The organism is Corallococcus carmarthensis, from assembly GCF_003611695.1.
In the GTDB taxonomy this organism is placed as follows: domain Bacteria; phylum Myxococcota; class Myxococcia; order Myxococcales; family Myxococcaceae; genus Corallococcus; species Corallococcus carmarthensis.
On the sequence record NZ_RAWE01000207.1, the window covers coordinates 1 to 17,976 of the forward strand.

Genomic DNA, 17,976 nt, shown 5'->3' on the forward strand with positions numbered 1-17,976 from the left:
TCGCTGCAGCACGACATGGGCTTTCACCGCCTCTCCTCCCGGCACCCGCCCACCATCGACGCGGAAGTCTTCCTCAAGCTGCTGGCCCATAACGTCAGCCGGCTGCTCTCCCGCAGCCGGCTTTTTTGCGTCTTCGTCCTCTTCGAGGCCCCTGCTCCTCCCCCTGCATCGCGGCCAGGCTGAACCGCTATTCCGCGCAACCCTCCAGTCGGACAGGTTCCGAGGCTGTCCCAACCTGTCGGGCGGTCGAACCGGTTTCCGAGGCCGTCCCAATCTGTCGGACAGTCGGACAGGTTTCCCGAAGCCGCCTGGACCGGTCGGACAGTCGGACCGGTTCGTGAGCGGCGCCGCTGGCGGGGCGGCCAGCAGGGTCCTGTCTTCTCTGTCCCTCGGGACAGACTTCACGTCCGAGGTTCTGCCGCTGCCGTGGAGACGGGCCGGGTCGGTGCGCACCGGGTCCGCCGCACGGACCCTTCCTCTACCCCGTGCATGATGGCGCGGTGCGCTGCCCTCGCACCCGTGCGGGGAATGCGGTACGTCGCGGTGGGTGTGGACGGGCCTGCTGCTCCTGGTGACGCTCGCGGCCGGGGAGCCGTTGGAGGACGCGCGCGAGTCCTTCGCGGCGGGCCGGTACACGGAGGCGGAACAGCAGGCGCTCCAGGCCGCACCTTCAGGCGCCGCGCTGTACCTCGTGGGACTGGCCCGCTTCCGCACGGGCCGCCCCGCTGAAGCGCTGGAGGCCCTGGACGCCGCGGGGCGTGCGCCGGATGCGCCGGAGCCCGACGCCTGGAACTTCAACCGCGGCGCGTGCCTCTATGCGCTGGGCCGCTTCGCGGAAGCCGAGGAGGCCTTCGCCCGCGTCCGTGCCGATGCCCCACTCGCCCGCGTGGCGTGGATCAACGCGGGCTTCGCGGCGTTCGATGCGGGCGCTCCGGAGCGTGCCGCGCGGTGGGCGGAGCGAGCCGCGCCTGGAGCCTCCAGCGAGGAGGCCCTGCAGGTGGAGGAGCTGCGTGCCCTGCTCGCGCCTGCCGTGAACGAAGGGGATGAGGCCTGGCGCCAGGGGCTCGCGTCCTTCGACGCGGGCCGCTTCGACGAGGCCCGCGCGCACTTCCTGCACGCGGCGACACGGCAGCCCGACTCCGGCAGGGCCCGGCTCATGGCGGGCGCATCGGCGTGGCGCCTGGGCTTCCGCACCGAGGCCCGCGAGGACCTCACCGCGGCGCTCGCGCTGACCTTGAGCCCGCTGGACCGCCAGACGGCGCACCAGTACCTGGACCTGCTCTCCTACGGCCTGCGCTCCAACGGCCCGGGCTTCTGGGCCTCCGCGAGCGTGGGGCCGGGCTTCGACAGCAACGTGCTCCAGGTGGGCGTCGCGGCCCGCGACGTGTCCGGCGCGAACGCGGACGTGGTGACCGCGAGCGCCTTCGCGGAGGCCAGCGTGGGCGTCACCGCGCGCTTCCGCCTGTCCGACGGGCTCATCGCGGCCCTGTCCTACGGCGGCAGCCAACGCGCCTACTCCGAAGCCTCCGTGAGGGACTACTCGCTCCAGCTCCACCGCGCGACGGCGGCCGTGGAGTGGGAGGCCGCGCGCCGGGTGCGCGTGGGGCTCCTCGCGGGTGGAGACATCTTCTTCACCGGCCTGGAGGACTTCCGGGGGCTCCAGGCCTCCGTGAACGCCAATGCGTGGCTCGCCTGGGACGAAACCGAGCACACCAGCACGCGGCTGGACCTGGGCGTCACCGGCAAGGATGGCCTCGGCGAGGAGTTCGCCTACCTCACCGGCCCACGCCTGGACGCGACGCTGTCGCAGGAGTGGCGTCTGGGCCTCGCGAACGTGACGGCGTGGTACCGCTACCGGCAGGACCGCATCGGCACGCTGGAACAGGTCTACACCAGCGACGACGGGACCCTCGCGTCGCAGACGTATGTGATTCCGTTCGGCTTCACGGGCCACGCCGTGGGGGCCTCCGGGCGGTGGCAACCCCTGCCATGGCTCACCGCCAGCCTGGACGCGGACGTGGAGTGGCGCCGCTACCAGGAGGACAACTCGCTGCGCGTCGTGACGACCGGCGGCGCCACCGAGACGTGGAACGCACGCCGCCGCCACGACACGCGCTTCGTGCTGGGCCCCAACGTGAGCGCCCGGCTGTCGAGCCACCTGCGGCTCACCGCGCGGTACGAGCTGCTCGTGAACCGCTCCAACATCGACATGCGGCTGACGGACGACGACCCGGCCGCGTGCGAGAGCGCGGAGCACCTCTGCCACGCGTATGACGCCACGAACGGCAACTACGAGAAGCACGGCGTGATGCTCCAGCTCGAAGCCGTGTGGTGAGCCTGGCCCCCGCGTGTCCGCTCCGCGATGGAGGTGTCCATCCACGGGGCGGGGCCTTCAGGCTCAGCGGCGCCGGGGGACGTGTTGCGAGGGCGGAGCCGCCTCTCCACCTTGCCGCACGTCAAACCCACGACAGAGGAGGCACACCATGCCCATGTCCCGACTTACGTTGACGCTCGCCGCGGCCACGGCGCTTTGTTTCTCCGCCGGTTGTTCCAAGAAGGGGATGCACAAGGAGGAGTCGAAGCAGCCGATGCCCTCATCCGCCCAGTCCACCGCGATGTCTTCCGGGGTGGATCAACGCTGCCCCATGTCGGTGCCGGGCGCGCAGGTCCAGACGCAGGACACGTCCGACGGCGTGTCGCTCATGTTCACCACGTCCGACCCCTCGCAGGTGTCGGACCTCCAGACGCGCGCGCGGCGGATGCTGGACGCGCAGTCCAAGGCCACCAGTTCGGAGACCGCCATGGACATGGCACAGCAGGAGGACCTGGGCGACAGCTCCACGGAGGAGCAGAGCGGGCTCGACGAGAGCGGCACTGGCGGCGGCGGCAACAAGGGAATGGCCGGGGCGCCCACCGTCCCCTCCAAGGCCGTGGCGACGGACACGCCGGAAGGCATCACCATCACCTACTCCGCCATGGATGAGATGCAGAAGCGCCAGCTCATCGACGAGGTCCACGAGACCGCCCGTCAGCTGAAGGGCGGCCACTGCCCCGGCATGTAGCCCCGCGCAGGACGCCGGGACGGTGGAGACACCGTCCCGGTGGAAGGCCCTACCGGCGGAACACCACCGTGAGGTTGTTGCTCGGCATCTCCACCACGCGCTCGCGTTGGAGCCCGTGGCGCGCGGCCTCCGCGGTCACCGCGCCCAGTTCGCGCACGCCCCACGCCGGGTCGCGCGCGCGGAGCGATTCGTCGAAGGCGAGGTTGCTCGGCGCGGTCTCCTTCCCCTCCACGAAGTAGGGCCCGTACAGCACCAGCCGTCCGCCCGGCCGCAGCACCCGCGCCGCGCCCCGCATCAATCCCTGGCAGGCCGCCCACGGCGCGATGTGGATCATGTTCACGCAGAGCATGGCGTCCGCATGCGCCACCGGCCATGCGTCCGTGCTCGCATCCAGCAGGCGGGCAGGCAGGAGGTTGGACAGCCCCTCCTCCGCGCGCCACGCGTCGATGCTCTCCAGCGACGCCGGGTCTCCATCCGTCGGCTGCCAGGTCAGCCCCGGGAAGGCCCGGGCGAAGAAGGCCGCGTGCTGGCCGGTGCCGCTCGCCACCTCCAGCAGCGTGCCCTCCGGGGGCAACACCTCCCGGAGGACGGCGAGGAGCGGTTCACGGTTGCGTTCGGTGGCGGGCGCGTGGCGCTTCATGCCCCACCCTCTTCCACACCCGCGCACGCGAGGAAAGGCCGCTCGCGGAAGATTGCAATCACAGCCAACACGCCGGCCGCTCGTGCACGGAATCCGCAACACTTTCCGGGTCCTGCCGAAAACCTCCTGCCGTAAATGGCCTCATCCCCCAGGCAGGAGTGACCTTGAAGTCCTTCAACCGGAATGTTTCACGCATGCTGTGCTCGGTGTCGCTGTTCGCGCTCGCGGGGTGCGGGCCGCTGGACGCGGACGCCCCTTCCCTCCCGGAGCAGGAGGTCGCGACCGCCCGGCAGGCGGTGTCCAACATCGCGTACCGGAGCAGCGCCACGGCGGGCGGCAGCACGCGCACGTCGCTGAGCATCGCGAAGCCCACGGGCACGGCGTTGGGCGACGTGCTGCTCGCGCGCATCATCAACCGCAACAACGTGGCCGCGGTGGCGACGCCGCCCGCGGGCTGGACGCTGGTGCGCTCGGACCAGAGCGCGTCGCAGATCAAGACCTGGGTCTTCTACAAGGTGGCCACCGCGTCCGAGCCGTCCACGTACGCGTTCGACATCGACCTCGCCAGCTACATGGCCGGCAGCATCTCCGCGTTCTCCGGCGCGGACACGGCCAACCCCATCGACGCGCAGACGGGCCAGAAGAACGGCCTCACCGCCAGCTTCAACACGCCCGCCCTCACCACCAGCACCGCCAACGGCGTCGCGGTGTGGTTCGGCTCGCAGCTGTGGACCGGCGCCGCGTGCCCGGCGAGCCCCATCGTCCCGCCCACGGGCTTCACGGAGCCTGTGGACACCTGCCTCGTGTCCTCGTCCACGGGCGTCATCTACAACGTCGCCTACAAGGACCTGGGCGCCGCGGGGGCGCAGGGCGCGTTCAACGGCTCGTCGCCGTACGCGGAGACCAACACCGCGCAGGTCGTCGCGCTGCGCGCTGCCAACGCCTCCGCGTCCTGCTCCGTGGGGGACACCTTCTCCACCGCGTACACCACCCAGGGCACCGTGACGGCCACCGCGCTGGTGGAGCCGTCCGGGCTGGCCGCGAGCCGCCTCACGCCGGGCGTCATCTACGCCCACAACGAGGACACCACCGCCATCGTCGCCATCAGCACCGCGGACGCCAGCACGAAGGGCACCTTCAACGTGTCCAACGTGACGCCCGCGGACTGGGAGGACGTCGCCAGCGGCCCGTGCCCCGCCGGCCAGTGCATCTACATGGGCGACATCGGCCGCGCGAGCGCCAACTTCCCCACGCCGCCGTCCACCTTCGCCGTCTACCGCATCCCGGAGCCCAACATCGGCGCGGGCCAGACGAGCGGCAACCTCACCGCCGAGGCCTTCCCCTTCCAGTACCCGGACACGCCCAAGGACGCGGAGACCATCATGGTCCACCCCACCACGGGCGACATCTACATCGTCACCAAGTCCTACGCGGGCGCGAGCAAGGTCTACAAGTTCCCCCAGCCGCTGCCCACGCCGGGCACCATGAGCACGCTCGTGTTCGTGGCGAATCTCCAATTGCCCACCACCACGGACACCAACTACGGCGCGGCCACGTCCGGCGCCATCCACCCGTGCGCCAACCGCTTCCTGCTGCGCACCTACCGCAAGGTGTATGAGTTCCGCGCCGCCACCGGCGCGGCCTTCGAGACCGCGTTCGCCGCCACGCCCGTCTCCCTCACGGACACCGTGGAGGGCCAGGGCGAGGCCATCGAGTACGACCCGACCGGCACGGCCTATTACACGATGAGCGAGTCCCCCTCGCCCTTCAAGCTCAAGCGCGTCGTGCGCCAGTAGCACGCAATCGCAGTCATCCGCCAAGGCCGCGTCCGGCGCAGATGCCGGGCGCGGCCGTGAGACATCCCGGCCGCCTCAGCCTCAAACGGAATTAATGCTATTTCTCGTTTTCCATGTATAATCGCAGTCATGCGATGCTTCCGGTCCTGCCTCGCGCGCTCCGTCGCGCTGTCCTCGGTGTTCACCTCGCTCCTCCTGGCCTGCGGGCAGGACGGGGGCCCGCCGCCCTCCCCTGACGCCTTACAGGCACGGGCGTTGGCGGCGACGGGCCACAAGGCGTTCCGGGTGATGACGTACAACGTGCGCGGGCCGCTGGACACGGGCGTGCGCGCGTGGCCCAACCGCAAGGCGGCGGTCCTCCAGCGCATCCTCGCGAACAACGCGGACATCGTCGGCGTGCAGGAGGCCCAGGCGCCCTCGGGCGGCCCCAGCATCCCCGCGGACCTCATCGCGGGGCTGACGGGCACGGACAAGCCCTACGGCGTCCACAACCCGGGCGGCGGCAGCCCGAAGCTCATCTTCTTCAAGAAGAGCCGCTTCGAAATCGCGGCGGAGGTGGGCCAGGGCAACGAGGCGCTCGTGAATCCCTACGCCTCCAGCGCCACGTGCTTCAGCCACGCGGAGGGGAAGAAGATCTCCTGGGTGGGCCTGCGCGACCTGACGTCCGGCCAGGTGTACTTCGTGGCCAACACGCACTTCGCCTACGCGGCGGAGTGTTCGCTGGGGCGGATCAAGGAAGCCGAGCAGATGGCGTCGTTCCTGGCCACGAAGCCCGGCGGGCTGCCGGTCATCGCCATGGGGGACTTCAACTCCGACGCGCAGGGGCAGTCCACGCCGGGGGAGACGACCATCGGGGACCTGGAGACCGGGGCCCGGCTGTTCCGCACCGCGCGCTTCGACGGCGTGACGGGGGTGGACGACGCCACGTTCAACAACGCGTGGACCGGCTCCACGTCCACGAAGTACCAGCGGCTGGACTACATCTTCCACAACGGGGGCGCGCTCACCTCGTCCGCGCCCACCATCGACCGGACGGAGAGCGGCGGCCTCACGCCGTCGGACCACTACCCGGTGCTCGCCACCATCCGCCCGGCCATCTTCTCCGCGGGCTCCACCCTCTCCCCGACGCCCAATGGCACGTCCACCAGCACGCAGCTGTTCTTCGCGGACGTCACCGGTGATGGCTGCGCGGACCGCATCACCTGGAACTACGCGGTGGGCGAGGGCGAGACGTGGGTGGCGAAGTCGACGTGCGACGGAGGCTTCGCCGCGGCGGTGAAGAACACGGGCGCGACGAGCGGTGTGGCCACCACGCGCTTCTTCTTCGCGGACGTCACCGGTGATGGCTGCGCGGACAAGGTCCTCTGGCGGCCCAACCTGGGGGACGGCGAGGTGCGCATCTACCCCGCGAAGTGCGGCGGCACCTTCGGTGACCGCGTGGCCGTCACGCAGGCGGCCAGCACCAGCGACGCCACGCGCTTCTTCTTCGCGGACGTGACGGGAGACGGGTGCTCGGACCTGGTGCGCTGGAATCCCACGCAGAAGTCCGGCGCCTTCGACACCTTCGTGTCGAAGTGCAACGGCACGGTGTCCTTCGGCGCCGCGGTGACGAGCACGACCGGGGCGAACACGAGCGCGGGCACGCGCGTGTACTTCGCGGACGTGGACGGCGACGGCAAGGCGGACCGCGTGCTGTGGAACCCGGATCAGGAAGAGGGCCGCACGCGCGTGTACCGCTCCACCGGCGCGGGGGCCTTCGCGCTGTTCTTCCTGCACGAGGCGGGCACCAGCGGCGTGGACACGTCCCGCTTCTACTTCGCGGACGTGGACGGCGACGGCAAGGCGGACAAGGTCTTCTGGCGGCCGGGCTTCCGCGAGGGCCGCATGCAGGTGTACCCGAGCACCGGCACCAACTTCGCGGCCAGCCCGGTGATGGACAACACGGGCTTCAGCAACTCGGAGAACACCGGCTTCTTCTTCGCGGACATCGACGGCCGGGACGGCGCGGACAAGGTGTACTGGAACGCCAACAACTACGACGGCGACACCAAGGTGTTCCGCGCGCTGGCGCCGTAGCACCAGCACGCGGGTGCGCGTGCGTCAGTCCTGGAGGACGGAGTAGCCGTACGCGTTCGTGTACCAGGCGTCCGGTTCGCTCCCGGTGGGGGCCTCCTTGAAGAGGTCCTGGTAGCCGTGACCCGCGCCCAGGAAGTCGGAGGACCACTGCACGAAGTAGAGGCCTCCGGTCAGCGCCCGCAGCGGTGACACCTCCGCGGGCAGGGTGAAGGGGGTGAAGCGGCTCACGGTCGCGGGGGCGGTGACGTACCAGTCGAGCTCCGTTTCGCCCTGCTGGGGAATCATGCGCACCGTCACGCGGTGCACGGCGGGGTCGGCGCTCCAGCGCAGCGTCAGCCCGGAGCGCGGTCCCGAGCCGGGCGCTTCCTCCGTGCCCGGCGTGGGCGAGGTGAGCGTCAGGGGCGCGGGCAGGGCCAGCGGCGTGACGCCCCCAGGGGCCAGCGGCGCGTTCGCGACCACCCGCCCGGATGTGATCCGCGCATCGCTGCCCGCCGTCGCGAACAGCCGGACCTCGACGGTATCGAACGGCGGCGTCCGCGCCATGGCGGGGACCTCGATGGGGGTGGTGCCGGCCGTGCTCGTGGTGAAGAGGTACTCCGACCCGAGCGTGAAGGTGGCGGCGACGCTCGACAGCGCGCCATAGGGCTGGAGGTTCGTCACCTCGACGGGCAGCCGTTGATCCACCGGGTGGTCCAGGGGGATGACCAGCCCACTGACGGTCCGCCCTTCTCCCACGGCGATGTCCCGCAGCAGCCCCACCGCCGAGACCTGCTCGGTGCCGTGCGTGACGAACAGCGCCACCTGGCCGGGGGCCTCTCCCCACACGTCGACGCTGAAGGTGCCATCCTCCACCGTGTGGGTGATGCCCGCGAAGTTCTTCCCCACCACGCGCACCTGCGCCTGCGCTCCCGTGAGGTTCGTCACGCGGCCGGTGAGGGTGGCCTGCCGGCTGCCCGGGAAGCCGCCCCCCAGGAGGCCGTAGCCGGAGCGGACCCACACCTCCGTGCCCTCCACGCCCAGCGTCGTGCTCGCCAACACCTTGCCGTCGCCCACCATGACGACGGTGATGTCCTGCGGGCCGGTGATGGCCGCGTCAGTGAACCGCGCGATGCCGTCACGGCCCAGCGGCTGACGGAAGCGGCTGCCGTCCCCCAGCAGGACGGTGATGCCCTGGATTTCGCCGAGGCCGGCAGTGAAGTCCCACCAGTTCGAGTGGACGATGAGGGTGGCCGGGCCTCCGCTGCCCGCGTCCGGGGGCTCCGTGGGAGCAGGGTGGGCCTTGTCGCCACAGGCGGCGCACAGCAGCAAGGCGAGCAAAAGCAATCGATGCAAGGAGGGTCCCCCAGGGAAACGGTGCGGCGTTCGGAAGCCGCCCCCCCGACGCATGGGCACGAACAAGCTGACCTGGTGCGTGAAGAAAATCACTCCAGCGGGCCCTGCCCCACAAACCGATGGTCCCAGGCGACGGGGCGCGCGCAGACTCCGCGTCCGACATGCGCGCCCTGCTCCTTGCCACCATCCTGTCCGGGGTCCTCGGCTCCGCGTCCGCGCGGGCCCAGGCCCCTGCCCGTTCCTACGTGCTGCGCCCGGCGCGCGTCTTCGACGGCACCACCGCGAAACCCCACACGGGCTGGGTGGTGGTCGTCACCGGCGAGCGCATTGTCTCCGCGGGACCGGCGCAGGGCATGAAGGCACCGGAAGGGGCGGAGGTCATCGACCTGCCCGGCGCGACGCTGCTGCCCGGCCTCATCGAGGGCCACTCGCACTTGTTCCTGCACCCGTACAACGAGGCAACCTGGAACGACCAGGTGCTCAAGGAGCCGCTGGCGCTGCGCGTGGCGCGGGCCACGAACCACGCGAAGGCGACGCTCCTGGCGGGCTTCACCACCACGCGAGACCTGGGCACGGAGGGCGCGGCGGACGCGGACGTGGGCCTCAAGCAGGCCATCGACCAGGGCATCATCCCGGGTCCCCGCATGGTCGTCACCACGCGCGCGCTGGTGGCCACCGGCAGCTACGGCCCCAAGGGCTTCGCCACGGAATGGACCGTGCCCCAGGGCGCGGAGGAAGCGGACGGCGTGGACGGCCTCACGCGCGCGGTGCGCGGTCAGATGGGGCGCGGCGCGGACTGGATCAAGGTCTACGGCGACTACCGCTGGGGCCCTCGCGGGGAGGCGCTCCCCACCTTCTCCCCGGAGGAGATGCGCCTCATCGTGGAGACGGCGCGCAGCGGTGGGCGTCCGGTGGCCGTGCACGCCAGCACGCCGGAGGGCATGAAGCGCGCGGTGCTGGCGGGCGCGGAGAGCATCGAGCACGGCGACGCGGGCACGCCGGAGGTCTGGAAGCTGATGGCCCAGCGGGGCGTGTTCCTGTGCCCCACGCTGGCCGCGGGCGATGCCATGCTCCAGTACCGGGGCTGGAAGCGGGGCGTGGATCCGGAGCCTGAGTCCGCGAAGAAGAAGCGAGAGGGCCTCAAGGCCGCGCTGGCGGCGGGCGTGCCCCTGTGCGTGGGCGGGGACTCGGGCGTCTTCGCGCACGGAGAGAACGCGCGCGAGCTGGAGCTGCTGGTGGCCAGCGGCGTGACGCCCGCGCAGGCGCTCCAGGCGGCCACCTCCGGCAACGCGCGCATGCTGCACTGGGAGGACCGCATCGGGCAGGTGAAGGCCGGCCTGCTCGCGGACCTCGTCGCCGTGGAGGGTGACCCCACGCAGGACATCGCCGCCGTGCGACAGGTGCGGCTGGTGATGAAGGGCGGCACGGTGTACCGGCGCTGAAGCGGCGCTCAATGCCTTGCACGGCGGACGCGACCGGCCATGACGTCCGCGAGCCCCGCCAGCAGCAGCACCGGCGCCACCAGCACCGCGCCGAACCAGGACAGCGCGTAGATGACTCCGAAGCCCATGCGCCAGGGGCCGCCCACGACGGTCCCGGACAGCACGCCCACGGACTGACGCCCCCCGCCCAGGTGCAGCGCCAGGAAGAGCGCGCCCATGCCCAGCGCGGCAATGACAAACGGGTGACGCCTCATCGGTGTGCCTCCAGCCGGGGCGCCCGCGCGAGGCGCCAGAGGGGTCCTTCGACGAGCGCGTAGAGCAGCACCGCGTCCGCGAGCGGATTGCCCGCCGCGAAGCGCAAGCCGGTGTCGTCGCGCACCGGAAAGGCCGCGAAGTGGAGGCTGGTGAGCAGCCCGTCCAGCGCCTCCTCGTCATCGAACGCCGCCGCGCCCACGAGCGCGAGCCCGCTGGAGCCCGCGTTCGCGTTCACCCACGGAATGGTGGGCCCGGAGTCGATGTCCTGCACGGCCTCCGCCTCCACGGGCCACTCCCCCGCCCACGCGAAGCCCAGCGCCTGCCCCAGGAGCGCGGCGCGGGCCCGTTGGTACTGGTCGCGCGCGAAGTCCGCGTCCACCACCTGGAGCATGTGCGCGGCGAGCCACAGCGTGGAGCCCTCCGGCCCGTCCTTCGTCACGCCGTCGTAGGTGAAGCTCGACACGAGCAGACCGGTCCGGCTGTCGGACAGGTTTTTCCGCGCGGAGGCCACCCACCGAGACAGGAGCGCGCCGTGGTCCCGCCCGTCCACCCGGTCCGACAGGCGCAGCGCCGCGAGCGCCATCGTGTTGCAGAAGGTCCAGCCCTCGTCGGGGTAGCTCTCCGCCGCGAGCACCGGCGCCCGCTCCAGCTGTCCGGCGATGAGGTCCACGCGCTCACGCAGCAGCGGCACCTGGTCCGCGCGCGGCTCCACCATCTGGCGCGCGGCGAGCATCAGCGCCAGCTCACCGTCCACGAAGAGGCTGCGCCCGGCCGGGTCCTTGAAGGGGGCCGCGTGCACGTAGGGCAGGAAGAAGGCCTCGTGCGCGCGCTGTTCGTCGCGCAGCGTCCGGTCGATGAGCGCGTCCACCACGGCCAGGTGCTCCGCCTTCCGCGCGGGCTCTGACAGCGCGAGGTTCGCGAACGACAGCACGGAGAAGGTGCGCACCATCAGGTCCCACTCCGGGTTCGTGCGGTGGAGCACGTCGCGCTCCGCGCTCGACTCCTGGAGCGAAAACGCGCGTTGGCGGAGGGCCAGTGCCGCCGTCAGCGCTTCCCGGTCGCGGGGACGGAACAGGAGGTGGAGCGACGGCAGCCACACCGCCACGGCCAGCACCAGCAGCACGAGTTTGCGTCGCATGCCCGGCAGTATCCGCCGCGGCCAGGGCCTCATCCTGGACCTCCGGGACGGACGGTCGGTCCCGCTCGCTGAACGGTCGCGGTCCCACCCGAACCGGCTCATTCCGCGAACACCATGTCCCAACCCTCCGGGCCCGCGTGTCTCAAGCGGCATGAAGACACACGGATGGACGGCGCTGACGATCGGAGTGTTCCTGGGAGGTTTTGGCCTGGTGAGGCCCCCTTCGGCGGAGGCGTGCGGACGCCCCTTGTGCACCGTGGGGGGCAGCCGCGTTCCCCTTCCCCCGGACGCGGTCGTCCCGGCGAACGTGCCCGCCCTGGTGGTGGTGCCACCCGCGTATGAGGGGGTGGAGGAGCAGAGCCTGCGCTTGCGCACGGAGGAAGGCGTGGACGTGGAGGCACGCCTCCTCAGGGGTCCCGACAACAGCGGCGTCCTCGCCCCGGCCGCTCCACTCGTTCCCGGGACGCGCTACCACCTGGAGGGGAACGTCCCCTGCTCTGACGGCCGTACGGGACAGCCGTTCGTCGCGATGGCGGACTTCACCGCGGGCCCGGAGGTCGCGCTGCCCACCGCGACCGCGACCGCGACCGGCGTGCTCGCGCAGGTAGACTGGAACTACGGAGCCATCCGTGTCTGGGATGGCGGCGCGTCCTGCTCGTCGGACATCATGGGAGCCCAGGTGACGCTGGGCTTCACCCCTGCCCCCGAGCTGGTGCCCTTCCTACCGTGGGTCCACTGGGAGCTCGATGTGGATGGGCAGACTTGGGCCACGGCCCCGCACGGCGCGGTGGACGCCAGCGGCGCCGCCCGGCCCGCGGACGGGTTCAGGACGATGCGGGACCTGCTGACCGTCTATACGTTCTGTGGCAACGAGCCCCCCGGGATGCCCCCTTCGGCCATGGGCCTCGCGCCCGGAAGGCATGTGGCCACGCTGCGCCCGGTGCTTGAACAGTCGGGCACGGCGCTGCCCGCGCTGGAGGCTTCCTTCGAGCTGACGTGTCATCGCATGTGCGGTTGCGCCGACGGCGGCTACGACACCCCCATCTCCGACCCAGACGCGGATGATGGCCTTCCGGTGAAGGCCAAGGGGTGCTCGCAGTCCGGAGGCGGTCTGTCGGTGCTGGGCCTCCTGGCGGCCCTCCGCGTCTGGCGACGTGGGCCGCGCGCGAACCGTCCTTGAGGGATGTCCCATCCGCCGGGGCTCCGGTGTCTGATGAAGCAAATGCACGGACACACCTGGACATGGGGCGCGGTGGGGATGTTCCTCCTGGGAATGGGGGCGCTCGTTCCCTCTTCGGCGGAGGCATGCGTCGCGCCCAGCTGCCTCATCGACGTCCGCTTCCCACTCCCCGAGGAGGGCGGAACGGTTCCCGCGAACGTCCCCGGGCTGGTGGTGAGGCCGCCACTGCTGGAGAACACGGACGTCTCCACCCTCAAGCTGCTCCAGTCGGATGGCACACCGGTGCCCTTCACCCTGGTGATGGGCGGCCGCTCGACGCATGTGGTGGTCCCGAAGGCACCGCTCGTGCCGGGTACGCAGTACCGCATCGAGGCAAAGGGCAACTGCCAGTTCCAGGAGACGCAGACGCAGTCCGCGACCTTCACCGCGGGCCCGGAGCGGCCCCTGCCCACGACCCTGGGCACGCTGAGCGTGGACACGCCGAGCCGGGGAGAGTTCCCCGTGTACGGGGACTCGAACTGCGGGAGCCCGCAGGAAGGCGACTCCACCACGCTGCGCTTCACCCCGTCGCCGGAGCTGGTGCCATTCCTGCCCTGGGTGCACTGGGCGGTGGAGGTGGATGGCCAGCCCTGGTCCTTCAGCAATCACCACGGGCTGACGTCGACGGGCGAGGACAACCCGGAGAGCCACCGCTACGAGTACAACCGGCAACTGCTCTTCCTGTACACCGTCTGCACGACCTACAACCCGCCGCCGCCCGGCCTGGGACTCACGCCCGGACGCCACCAGGCCACGCTGAAGGGAACACTGGAGCACGCGGACGTCACGCTGCCGCCGCTGAGCGTGGACTTCGAGCTCGGCTGCGTCACGAAGCTCCCGGACGGATACGACGGCGGCGTCATCATCACGGACGCGGGCACCAGCGGGAGCGACGGAGGCTCCGTAATCGCGGACCCCATCAGCAACCCGTCCAAGGGCGGCTGCACCCAGACGGGAGGGGGCCTGACGGTGCTGGGGCTGCTGGCCACGCTGCGGCTCTGGCGCGGCCGGAGGACGGCATCCGTCGGACGCGGTCCGGCAGGTGGCTGATGCGGAAGGGGGCCCTGGCCGCGCCGGAGTGGAGCGCCTCACGCTGCTAGCGAGAGGCTCAGCTTTCCGCGGGCAGCCGGGCGAGGGCCTCCGCGTCGGAGGCAAGCGCGGGCGGTCCGCCGAAGTAGCGTGAGAGTTCGGCCTGGGCCTCGCGGGCTTGCGCTCCGCTGATGCGCCCTTCGCGCTCCAGCCTCCCCAGGATGACGCCAGCGCGGGTGCGCAACGTCTCCGGGCGCTGGGCGGGCAGCCAGCGGCGAGGCGCGGGCAGCATGGCCGCGAGCATCGCGCCCTGCGCCACGCTGAGCGCCCGCGCCGAGGTGCCGAAGTGCTCGCGGGCCGCCGCCTCGATGCCGTACACGCCCGGCCCCCACTCCACCACGTTCAGGTACAGCGCGAGGATGCGCGGCTTGGACAGGTGTTCCTCCAGCCGGCGCGCGAGCAGCAGCTCCTTGCCCTTGCGCAGCAGGCTGCGGTCCGTGGAGAGGTAGAGGTTCTTCGCCAGCTGCTGGGTGAGGGTGGAGGCGCCGCGCCCCAGCCGCGCCTCGCGCATCGACTGCTCGAGGGAGTTCTCCACCTCGGTCCAATCCACGCCTTCGTGCCGGTAGAAGCGCGCATCCTCGGAGATGAGCACGGCGTCCACCACGTGCGGGGCCACCGCGCCAAGGGACACCCAGGCCTGGCGCACGCGGGGCTTGCTCCCCGCCTCGTACGCCTCCTCGGCCCGCTGCGCCATGAGCGCGGTGGTGCGCGGGTTCTCCGTTCGCAGGGCGCTCACGTCGGGCAGCCGCGCGTACCCCACGCTGAGCCAGAGCACGAGCAGCAGCCACCCACCGAGCGCCCAGCGACCCCAGCCCGCGCCGGAGCGCTTCTCCACCGCGCGCCGGGCGCCGGAGGGAGGCTGCTTCGTCTTCTGGGTCCGGACGGAAGAGGTTCGCGCGGAGGGCGGACGGGAGGCCATGGATGTAGGTACATGTGCCCCGGGAAATGGCCGCTGTCCAGAAGACGGCCGGGGCCGCCCCCGGCGGCCTCAGTAGACCCAGACGCTCTTGGGCGCGAAGTTCAGGGGGCTGACCCACTCTCCGGAACCAATGGGATAGGGGCCGCCAACGCAGTCCTCATTGAGGAACAGCGACGCGGTGTAGGGGCCGTTGTTGATGGCGGAAACGGCCCGGTCCTCCCAGCCATGCTCGGGAAGGTTCACACAGGTCCCCGCGCCGCCGGGCGGCCAGGCCATGACATTCCACACCGCACCGGTGAAGTCAGGACCGTCGAACAAGCAGAGGACACCGGAGAAGGGACACGGATTGTCTTCCTCGGCCGCCGCCTCCGCGGGCGTCAGCACGGCCGCCGAGGAGAGCACCAGTGTCATTGCGGCGCCCAGCCCCAGGAGGGAGGAACGCTTGAAGCCGCCATTCTGCTGCCGGAACGCATGCCAATTCATTGCAATCTCTCCCCTGCCCGGATGAACGCGCACTGCAACGCAATGCTAGAGCCTTGCATCCAACAGACAAACGGGGATTCTCGGACAGGCAGCGCTTTCATTCCGTGGTGAACGCCTTGCGTCCATTGCCACGACAAAAGTTCCACCACAGGGCCCTCGCAATGGACCGGGCCCGAACCGTCAACACCGGCTTCTGCTGATCAATAGCCGGTGCCGCCGCAGTGATTGTTCATTCCGTCCTCGGTGCCGTACGGGATGCCGTCCTCGCAGACCTGGTGGCTGGGCGCGTAGACGTCCTGCCAGATCATGCCTCCGGGAGAGGGGACCAGGGTGAAGGCGGAGCCGCCGAAGTTTGACGTCCAGAAGCCCATGACGTCGGGGCTGCCCTGCACGGTATCGAGCAACTCGGTGATGGTCTTGCGCGTGTAACGCATGGGGGGCTCCTGGAGCGGAGGAGAGGCGGCGGAGGCCGAAATCCTAGGAAGCGGCGGGGAAGGGAGCAAGCCGGGCCTCGGGCGGCCCCGGTGTCCTCACAAATGACCACCTTCCGTCGGCCCATCCTCCCCCAGGACGCAGACGCGCCACGAAGCCGGCAACGAGCGGGCCGCGTTGCAGTGGAAGCTGGAAGTGCAGCTCGCCGCCTTCGAGCGCCGCTTCGCCGAGTAGGCCGCCACCTCCGCGCCTCCCTCACCGGGGGCGCGCCTGGATGAAGCACTCCTTCGAGGCGGTTCACGTCGTTGTGGCAGCGTCACCGCGCGTGCTGGGACGAGGCCTCCACGCGCTTCGATCCCCCCGTGGAACGGGGGGCCATCCCGTGCTGTCCTTTGAAGGTTCCCCTCTGAGAACCCATGGGCGGTTCAGAAGATCTTGGTGGGATCGATGTCGGACTTGGGCTTCAACGCAACAGTGACAGGCCCCTTGTCGAACGAATCCTTCCACTGCCCATGAAACGAGTCGGCTGAATCACCCACCGTATACTTGTTGATCCGGGTTGGCTGGTCGTGATGGGTGGTGCCCACCCCCGCCGGATCACCAAAAATCTCATTGGTGATGCGGTCCCTGCCGTCCTTGGCAATAACCGGAGCCGCATGATACTGAAAGCCGTCACTCTTATTGACATTGTTCATCCGGATGGTCATGAAGCCCTCTCCTCGATCCGGTGATGCATCGGCATTCGTCGCGTCAGGACTATTCCTTCGGACATCCCTGGCGATCGCCCGATTATTCAGGTCACTTTCACCAATACCCCGACCCGTCGTCTTCTCTTGACTGTAGTCACCTTCCGGCATCAGCCTGCTGTTCTGCCGACCTGGGCCCGCGGCGCGGAACATGGTTTCTTCGGTCGTGTGCAGGCAGTCCTTCCGATACCTGGGATCGACCTTGTATTTCTCGAAGACATCCTGCCCAGAAGTGTAGAACTTCTTTTCTTTTCCCTTGTCGGCTCGCTGGTCGTTGTACCGAGAGAGTTCGAGAGGTGGCTCGGCCTGGTTTTGACCCACTCGGGCGAAGAGTCTGTCGCTATTATTCTTCGTGTGATACCTGCCATTCTGGGTGGCAGAGAATCCTTGCGGCATTGGCTTGAATTTCATCGCCTCGTCCTTATTGAATGTGCCGGGGCGCCAAGAGCATCGCGTCCAGCGCCTCCGGACTTGGGGGAACGAGCGGATGTAATGCATCCGGTCCATGTCATTCCAGCTCATCACCCCGGAATTGACAGATATGGAGCAGCGGTGAATTCCCATGCCTGAAAGGCAACAGGCATTCGCACGCAAGGCCCAGTCAGTCCATGCTGGACAGTGTTGGAAGTGAGGCGATGTTTCATGACCAACTCCGCGTCGCGCAGGGTTGTCACGGCTCGGCCGAGTTCAGCCAATCACCCGCACCCCAATCTCCCCGCTACCCCGTCTCTCGGACTCCTCGAAGACGGCCAGCTCGGACCTGTCTCGGGTGCGGTCCACGTCGAAGCCCGCCACCAGGCGCCCCTCGGGCACGGGCACGTCGGACGCGTCCTGGGCCAGCGGCAGCTCGTCGTGGGCAGTCCCAGGTGCTCCAGAATCGCTCGCACTCCTCCCGCTTCCCTCACGTACGTCACAACCCTTCAGCCAGCCTCCACACCTGACTCAGGCGAACACGTCCACTGCGAATGTCTTGCTTGAGCAGCCCCGCGAAAGTCCACTCGCCGCGTCCTCTCCCAAGGACGCCTGCCTCGCCGCAGCGTAAGCGTTCACGGGGTGGTGCTCGCCTGAGGGGGCGGTGAGGCAGCGAACGGTGGGCCTCACCACGCTCGACGTGGGCCGGGGGCGGATTAGAAATAATGGGGCGTGGCCACGCCCGACCCAAGAGATGCGCGTATCGCGGAGCTGGAGCGACTGCTGAGCGCTGCGCTCGCGCGAATCGAGCAGCAGGAGGCTCGCATCGCAGAGCTGGAGGCGCGGCTGCGGAGTACCTCGCGCAATTCCTCGAAGCCTCCGTCCTCGGACCCACCCGGTACGCCGCCCAGGAAGTCGGAGCCGACGGGGCGTAAG

17 protein-coding genes and 1 pseudogene are annotated in these 17,976 nt (G+C 70.0%); 9 read left to right on the forward strand and 9 right to left on the reverse strand.

Annotated features, from left to right (window positions below):
* The 3 genes and pseudogenes from D7X32_RS45680 to D7X32_RS35420 all read left to right on the forward strand — a co-directional run.
* Positions 1-183, forward strand: a pseudogene (locus D7X32_RS45680) (hypothetical protein); the annotation flags it as partial.
* Between the two features lie 364 nt (positions 184-547).
* Positions 548-2,335 carry a tetratricopeptide repeat protein gene (locus tag D7X32_RS35415; protein ID WP_120606979.1) on the forward strand — a complete coding sequence of 596 codons (1,788 nt, stop codon included), beginning with the start codon at positions 548-550 and terminating at the stop codon, positions 2,333-2,335.
* 148 nt (positions 2,336-2,483) lie between these two features.
* Complete coding sequence (locus D7X32_RS35420; protein WP_147450392.1) at positions 2,484-3,062, forward strand: hypothetical protein; 579 nt, start codon at positions 2,484-2,486, stop codon at positions 3,060-3,062.
* Positions 3,063-3,111: 49 nt separating this feature from the next.
* Here D7X32_RS35420 and D7X32_RS35425 read toward each other — a convergent pair whose 3' ends face one another.
* Positions 3,112-3,702 (reverse strand): DUF938 domain-containing protein, encoded by a 591-nt coding sequence (locus D7X32_RS35425; RefSeq protein ID WP_120606981.1) that lies wholly within the window; start codon positions 3,700-3,702, stop codon positions 3,112-3,114.
* Positions 3,703-3,860: 158 nt separating this feature from the next.
* Here D7X32_RS35425 and D7X32_RS35430 point away from each other — a divergent pair, with 158 nt between their 5' ends.
* Both D7X32_RS35430 and D7X32_RS35435 read left to right on the forward strand, forming a co-directional pair.
* Complete coding sequence (locus D7X32_RS35430) at positions 3,861-5,498, forward strand: cell wall anchor protein (protein WP_279635640.1); 1,638 nt, start codon at positions 3,861-3,863, stop codon at positions 5,496-5,498.
* A 129-nt stretch (positions 5,499-5,627) separates the two neighbouring features.
* Positions 5,628-7,574, forward strand: coding sequence for an endonuclease/exonuclease/phosphatase family protein (locus D7X32_RS35435; RefSeq protein WP_120606983.1), 1,947 nt, complete (start codon positions 5,628-5,630; stop codon positions 7,572-7,574).
* A 24-nt stretch (positions 7,575-7,598) separates the two neighbouring features.
* Here the strand turns inward: D7X32_RS35435 and D7X32_RS35440 are convergent, their stop codons facing one another.
* On the reverse strand, positions 7,599-8,906 hold the full coding sequence (locus tag D7X32_RS35440; RefSeq protein WP_147450393.1) for a hypothetical protein: 1,308 nt from the start codon (positions 8,904-8,906) through the stop codon (positions 7,599-7,601).
* A 161-nt stretch (positions 8,907-9,067) separates the two neighbouring features.
* Here D7X32_RS35440 and D7X32_RS35445 point away from each other — a divergent pair, with 161 nt between their 5' ends.
* Positions 9,068-10,348: a metal-dependent hydrolase family protein gene (locus D7X32_RS35445; protein ID WP_120606993.1), complete on the forward strand. Its 1,281-nt coding sequence runs from the start codon at positions 9,068-9,070 to the stop codon at positions 10,346-10,348.
* Positions 10,349-10,356: 8 nt separating this feature from the next.
* Here the strand turns inward: D7X32_RS35445 and D7X32_RS35450 are convergent, their stop codons facing one another.
* Together D7X32_RS35450 and D7X32_RS35455 are read right to left on the reverse strand one after the other, a co-directional pair.
* The gene (locus D7X32_RS35450; protein WP_120606985.1) at positions 10,357-10,602 is read right to left on the reverse strand and encodes a hypothetical protein; all 246 of its coding nucleotides are present in this window, start codon (positions 10,600-10,602) and stop codon (positions 10,357-10,359) included.
* Positions 10,599-11,741: a linalool dehydratase/isomerase domain-containing protein gene (locus D7X32_RS35455; protein ID WP_120606986.1), complete on the reverse strand. Its 1,143-nt coding sequence runs from the start codon at positions 11,739-11,741 to the stop codon at positions 10,599-10,601. Before D7X32_RS35455 ends, D7X32_RS35450 begins: the two co-directional genes overlap by 4 nt.
* A gap of 211 nt (positions 11,742-11,952) precedes the next feature.
* Here D7X32_RS35455 and D7X32_RS35460 point away from each other — a divergent pair, with 211 nt between their 5' ends.
* Both D7X32_RS35460 and D7X32_RS35465 read left to right on the forward strand, forming a co-directional pair.
* Positions 11,953-12,921, forward strand: coding sequence for a hypothetical protein (locus tag D7X32_RS35460; protein WP_147450394.1), 969 nt, complete (start codon positions 11,953-11,955; stop codon positions 12,919-12,921).
* Positions 12,922-12,999: 78 nt separating this feature from the next.
* Positions 13,000-14,010, forward strand: coding sequence for a hypothetical protein (locus D7X32_RS35465; protein ID WP_244239363.1), 1,011 nt, complete (start codon positions 13,000-13,002; stop codon positions 14,008-14,010).
* A 58-nt stretch (positions 14,011-14,068) separates the two neighbouring features.
* On the opposite strand, the gene mtgA is transcribed toward D7X32_RS35465, so the two are convergent.
* The 5 genes from mtgA to D7X32_RS47670 all read right to left on the reverse strand — a co-directional run bounded on the left by mtgA (position 14,069) and on the right by D7X32_RS47670 (position 17,448).
* A complete protein-coding gene (gene mtgA / locus D7X32_RS35470) occupies positions 14,069-14,968 on the reverse strand; it encodes a monofunctional biosynthetic peptidoglycan transglycosylase (protein WP_120606989.1) in 900 nt (299 codons plus the stop codon).
* 69 nt (positions 14,969-15,037) lie between these two features.
* Positions 15,038-15,484 (reverse strand): peptidase inhibitor family I36 protein, encoded by a 447-nt coding sequence (locus D7X32_RS35475; RefSeq protein ID WP_147450395.1) that lies wholly within the window; start codon positions 15,482-15,484, stop codon positions 15,038-15,040.
* Between the two features lie 167 nt (positions 15,485-15,651).
* On the reverse strand, positions 15,652-15,885 hold the full coding sequence (locus tag D7X32_RS35480; protein ID WP_120606991.1) for a hypothetical protein: 234 nt from the start codon (positions 15,883-15,885) through the stop codon (positions 15,652-15,654).
* A gap of 423 nt (positions 15,886-16,308) precedes the next feature.
* Positions 16,309-17,040: a hypothetical protein gene (locus D7X32_RS45145; protein WP_147450396.1), complete on the reverse strand. Its 732-nt coding sequence runs from the start codon at positions 17,038-17,040 to the stop codon at positions 16,309-16,311.
* A 276-nt stretch (positions 17,041-17,316) separates the two neighbouring features.
* Positions 17,317-17,448, reverse strand: coding sequence for a hypothetical protein (locus D7X32_RS47670; RefSeq protein ID WP_279635641.1), 132 nt, complete (start codon positions 17,446-17,448; stop codon positions 17,317-17,319).
* Positions 17,449-17,772: 324 nt separating this feature from the next.
* Here D7X32_RS47670 and D7X32_RS46350 point away from each other — a divergent pair.
* Positions 17,773-17,976 (forward strand): DUF6444 domain-containing protein (locus D7X32_RS46350; RefSeq protein ID WP_244239364.1); only part of this gene is annotated, 204 nt, incomplete at its 3' end.

Coding starts and splice junctions, on each gene's coding strand:
- D7X32_RS35420 (WP_147450392.1), top strand. CDS start 2,484: ATGCCCATGTCCCGACTTACGTTGACGCTCGCCGCGGCCACGGCGCTT.
- D7X32_RS35425 (WP_120606981.1), bottom strand. CDS start 3,702: ATGAAGCGCCACGCGCCCGCCACCGAACGCAACCGTGAACCGCTCCTC.
- D7X32_RS35435 (WP_120606983.1), top strand. CDS start 5,628: ATGCGATGCTTCCGGTCCTGCCTCGCGCGCTCCGTCGCGCTGTCCTCG.
- D7X32_RS35445 (WP_120606993.1), top strand. CDS start 9,068: ATGCGCGCCCTGCTCCTTGCCACCATCCTGTCCGGGGTCCTCGGCTCC.
- D7X32_RS35450 (WP_120606985.1), bottom strand. CDS start 10,602: ATGAGGCGTCACCCGTTTGTCATTGCCGCGCTGGGCATGGGCGCGCTC.
- D7X32_RS35455 (WP_120606986.1), bottom strand. CDS start 11,741: ATGCGACGCAAACTCGTGCTGCTGGTGCTGGCCGTGGCGGTGTGGCTG.
- D7X32_RS35465 (WP_244239363.1), top strand. CDS start 13,000: ATGTTCCTCCTGGGAATGGGGGCGCTCGTTCCCTCTTCGGCGGAGGCA.
- mtgA (WP_120606989.1), bottom strand. CDS start 14,968: ATGGCCTCCCGTCCGCCCTCCGCGCGAACCTCTTCCGTCCGGACCCAG.
- D7X32_RS35480 (WP_120606991.1), bottom strand. CDS start 15,885: ATGCGTTACACGCGCAAGACCATCACCGAGTTGCTCGATACCGTGCAG.
- D7X32_RS45145 (WP_147450396.1), bottom strand. CDS start 17,040: ATGAAATTCAAGCCAATGCCGCAAGGATTCTCTGCCACCCAGAATGGC.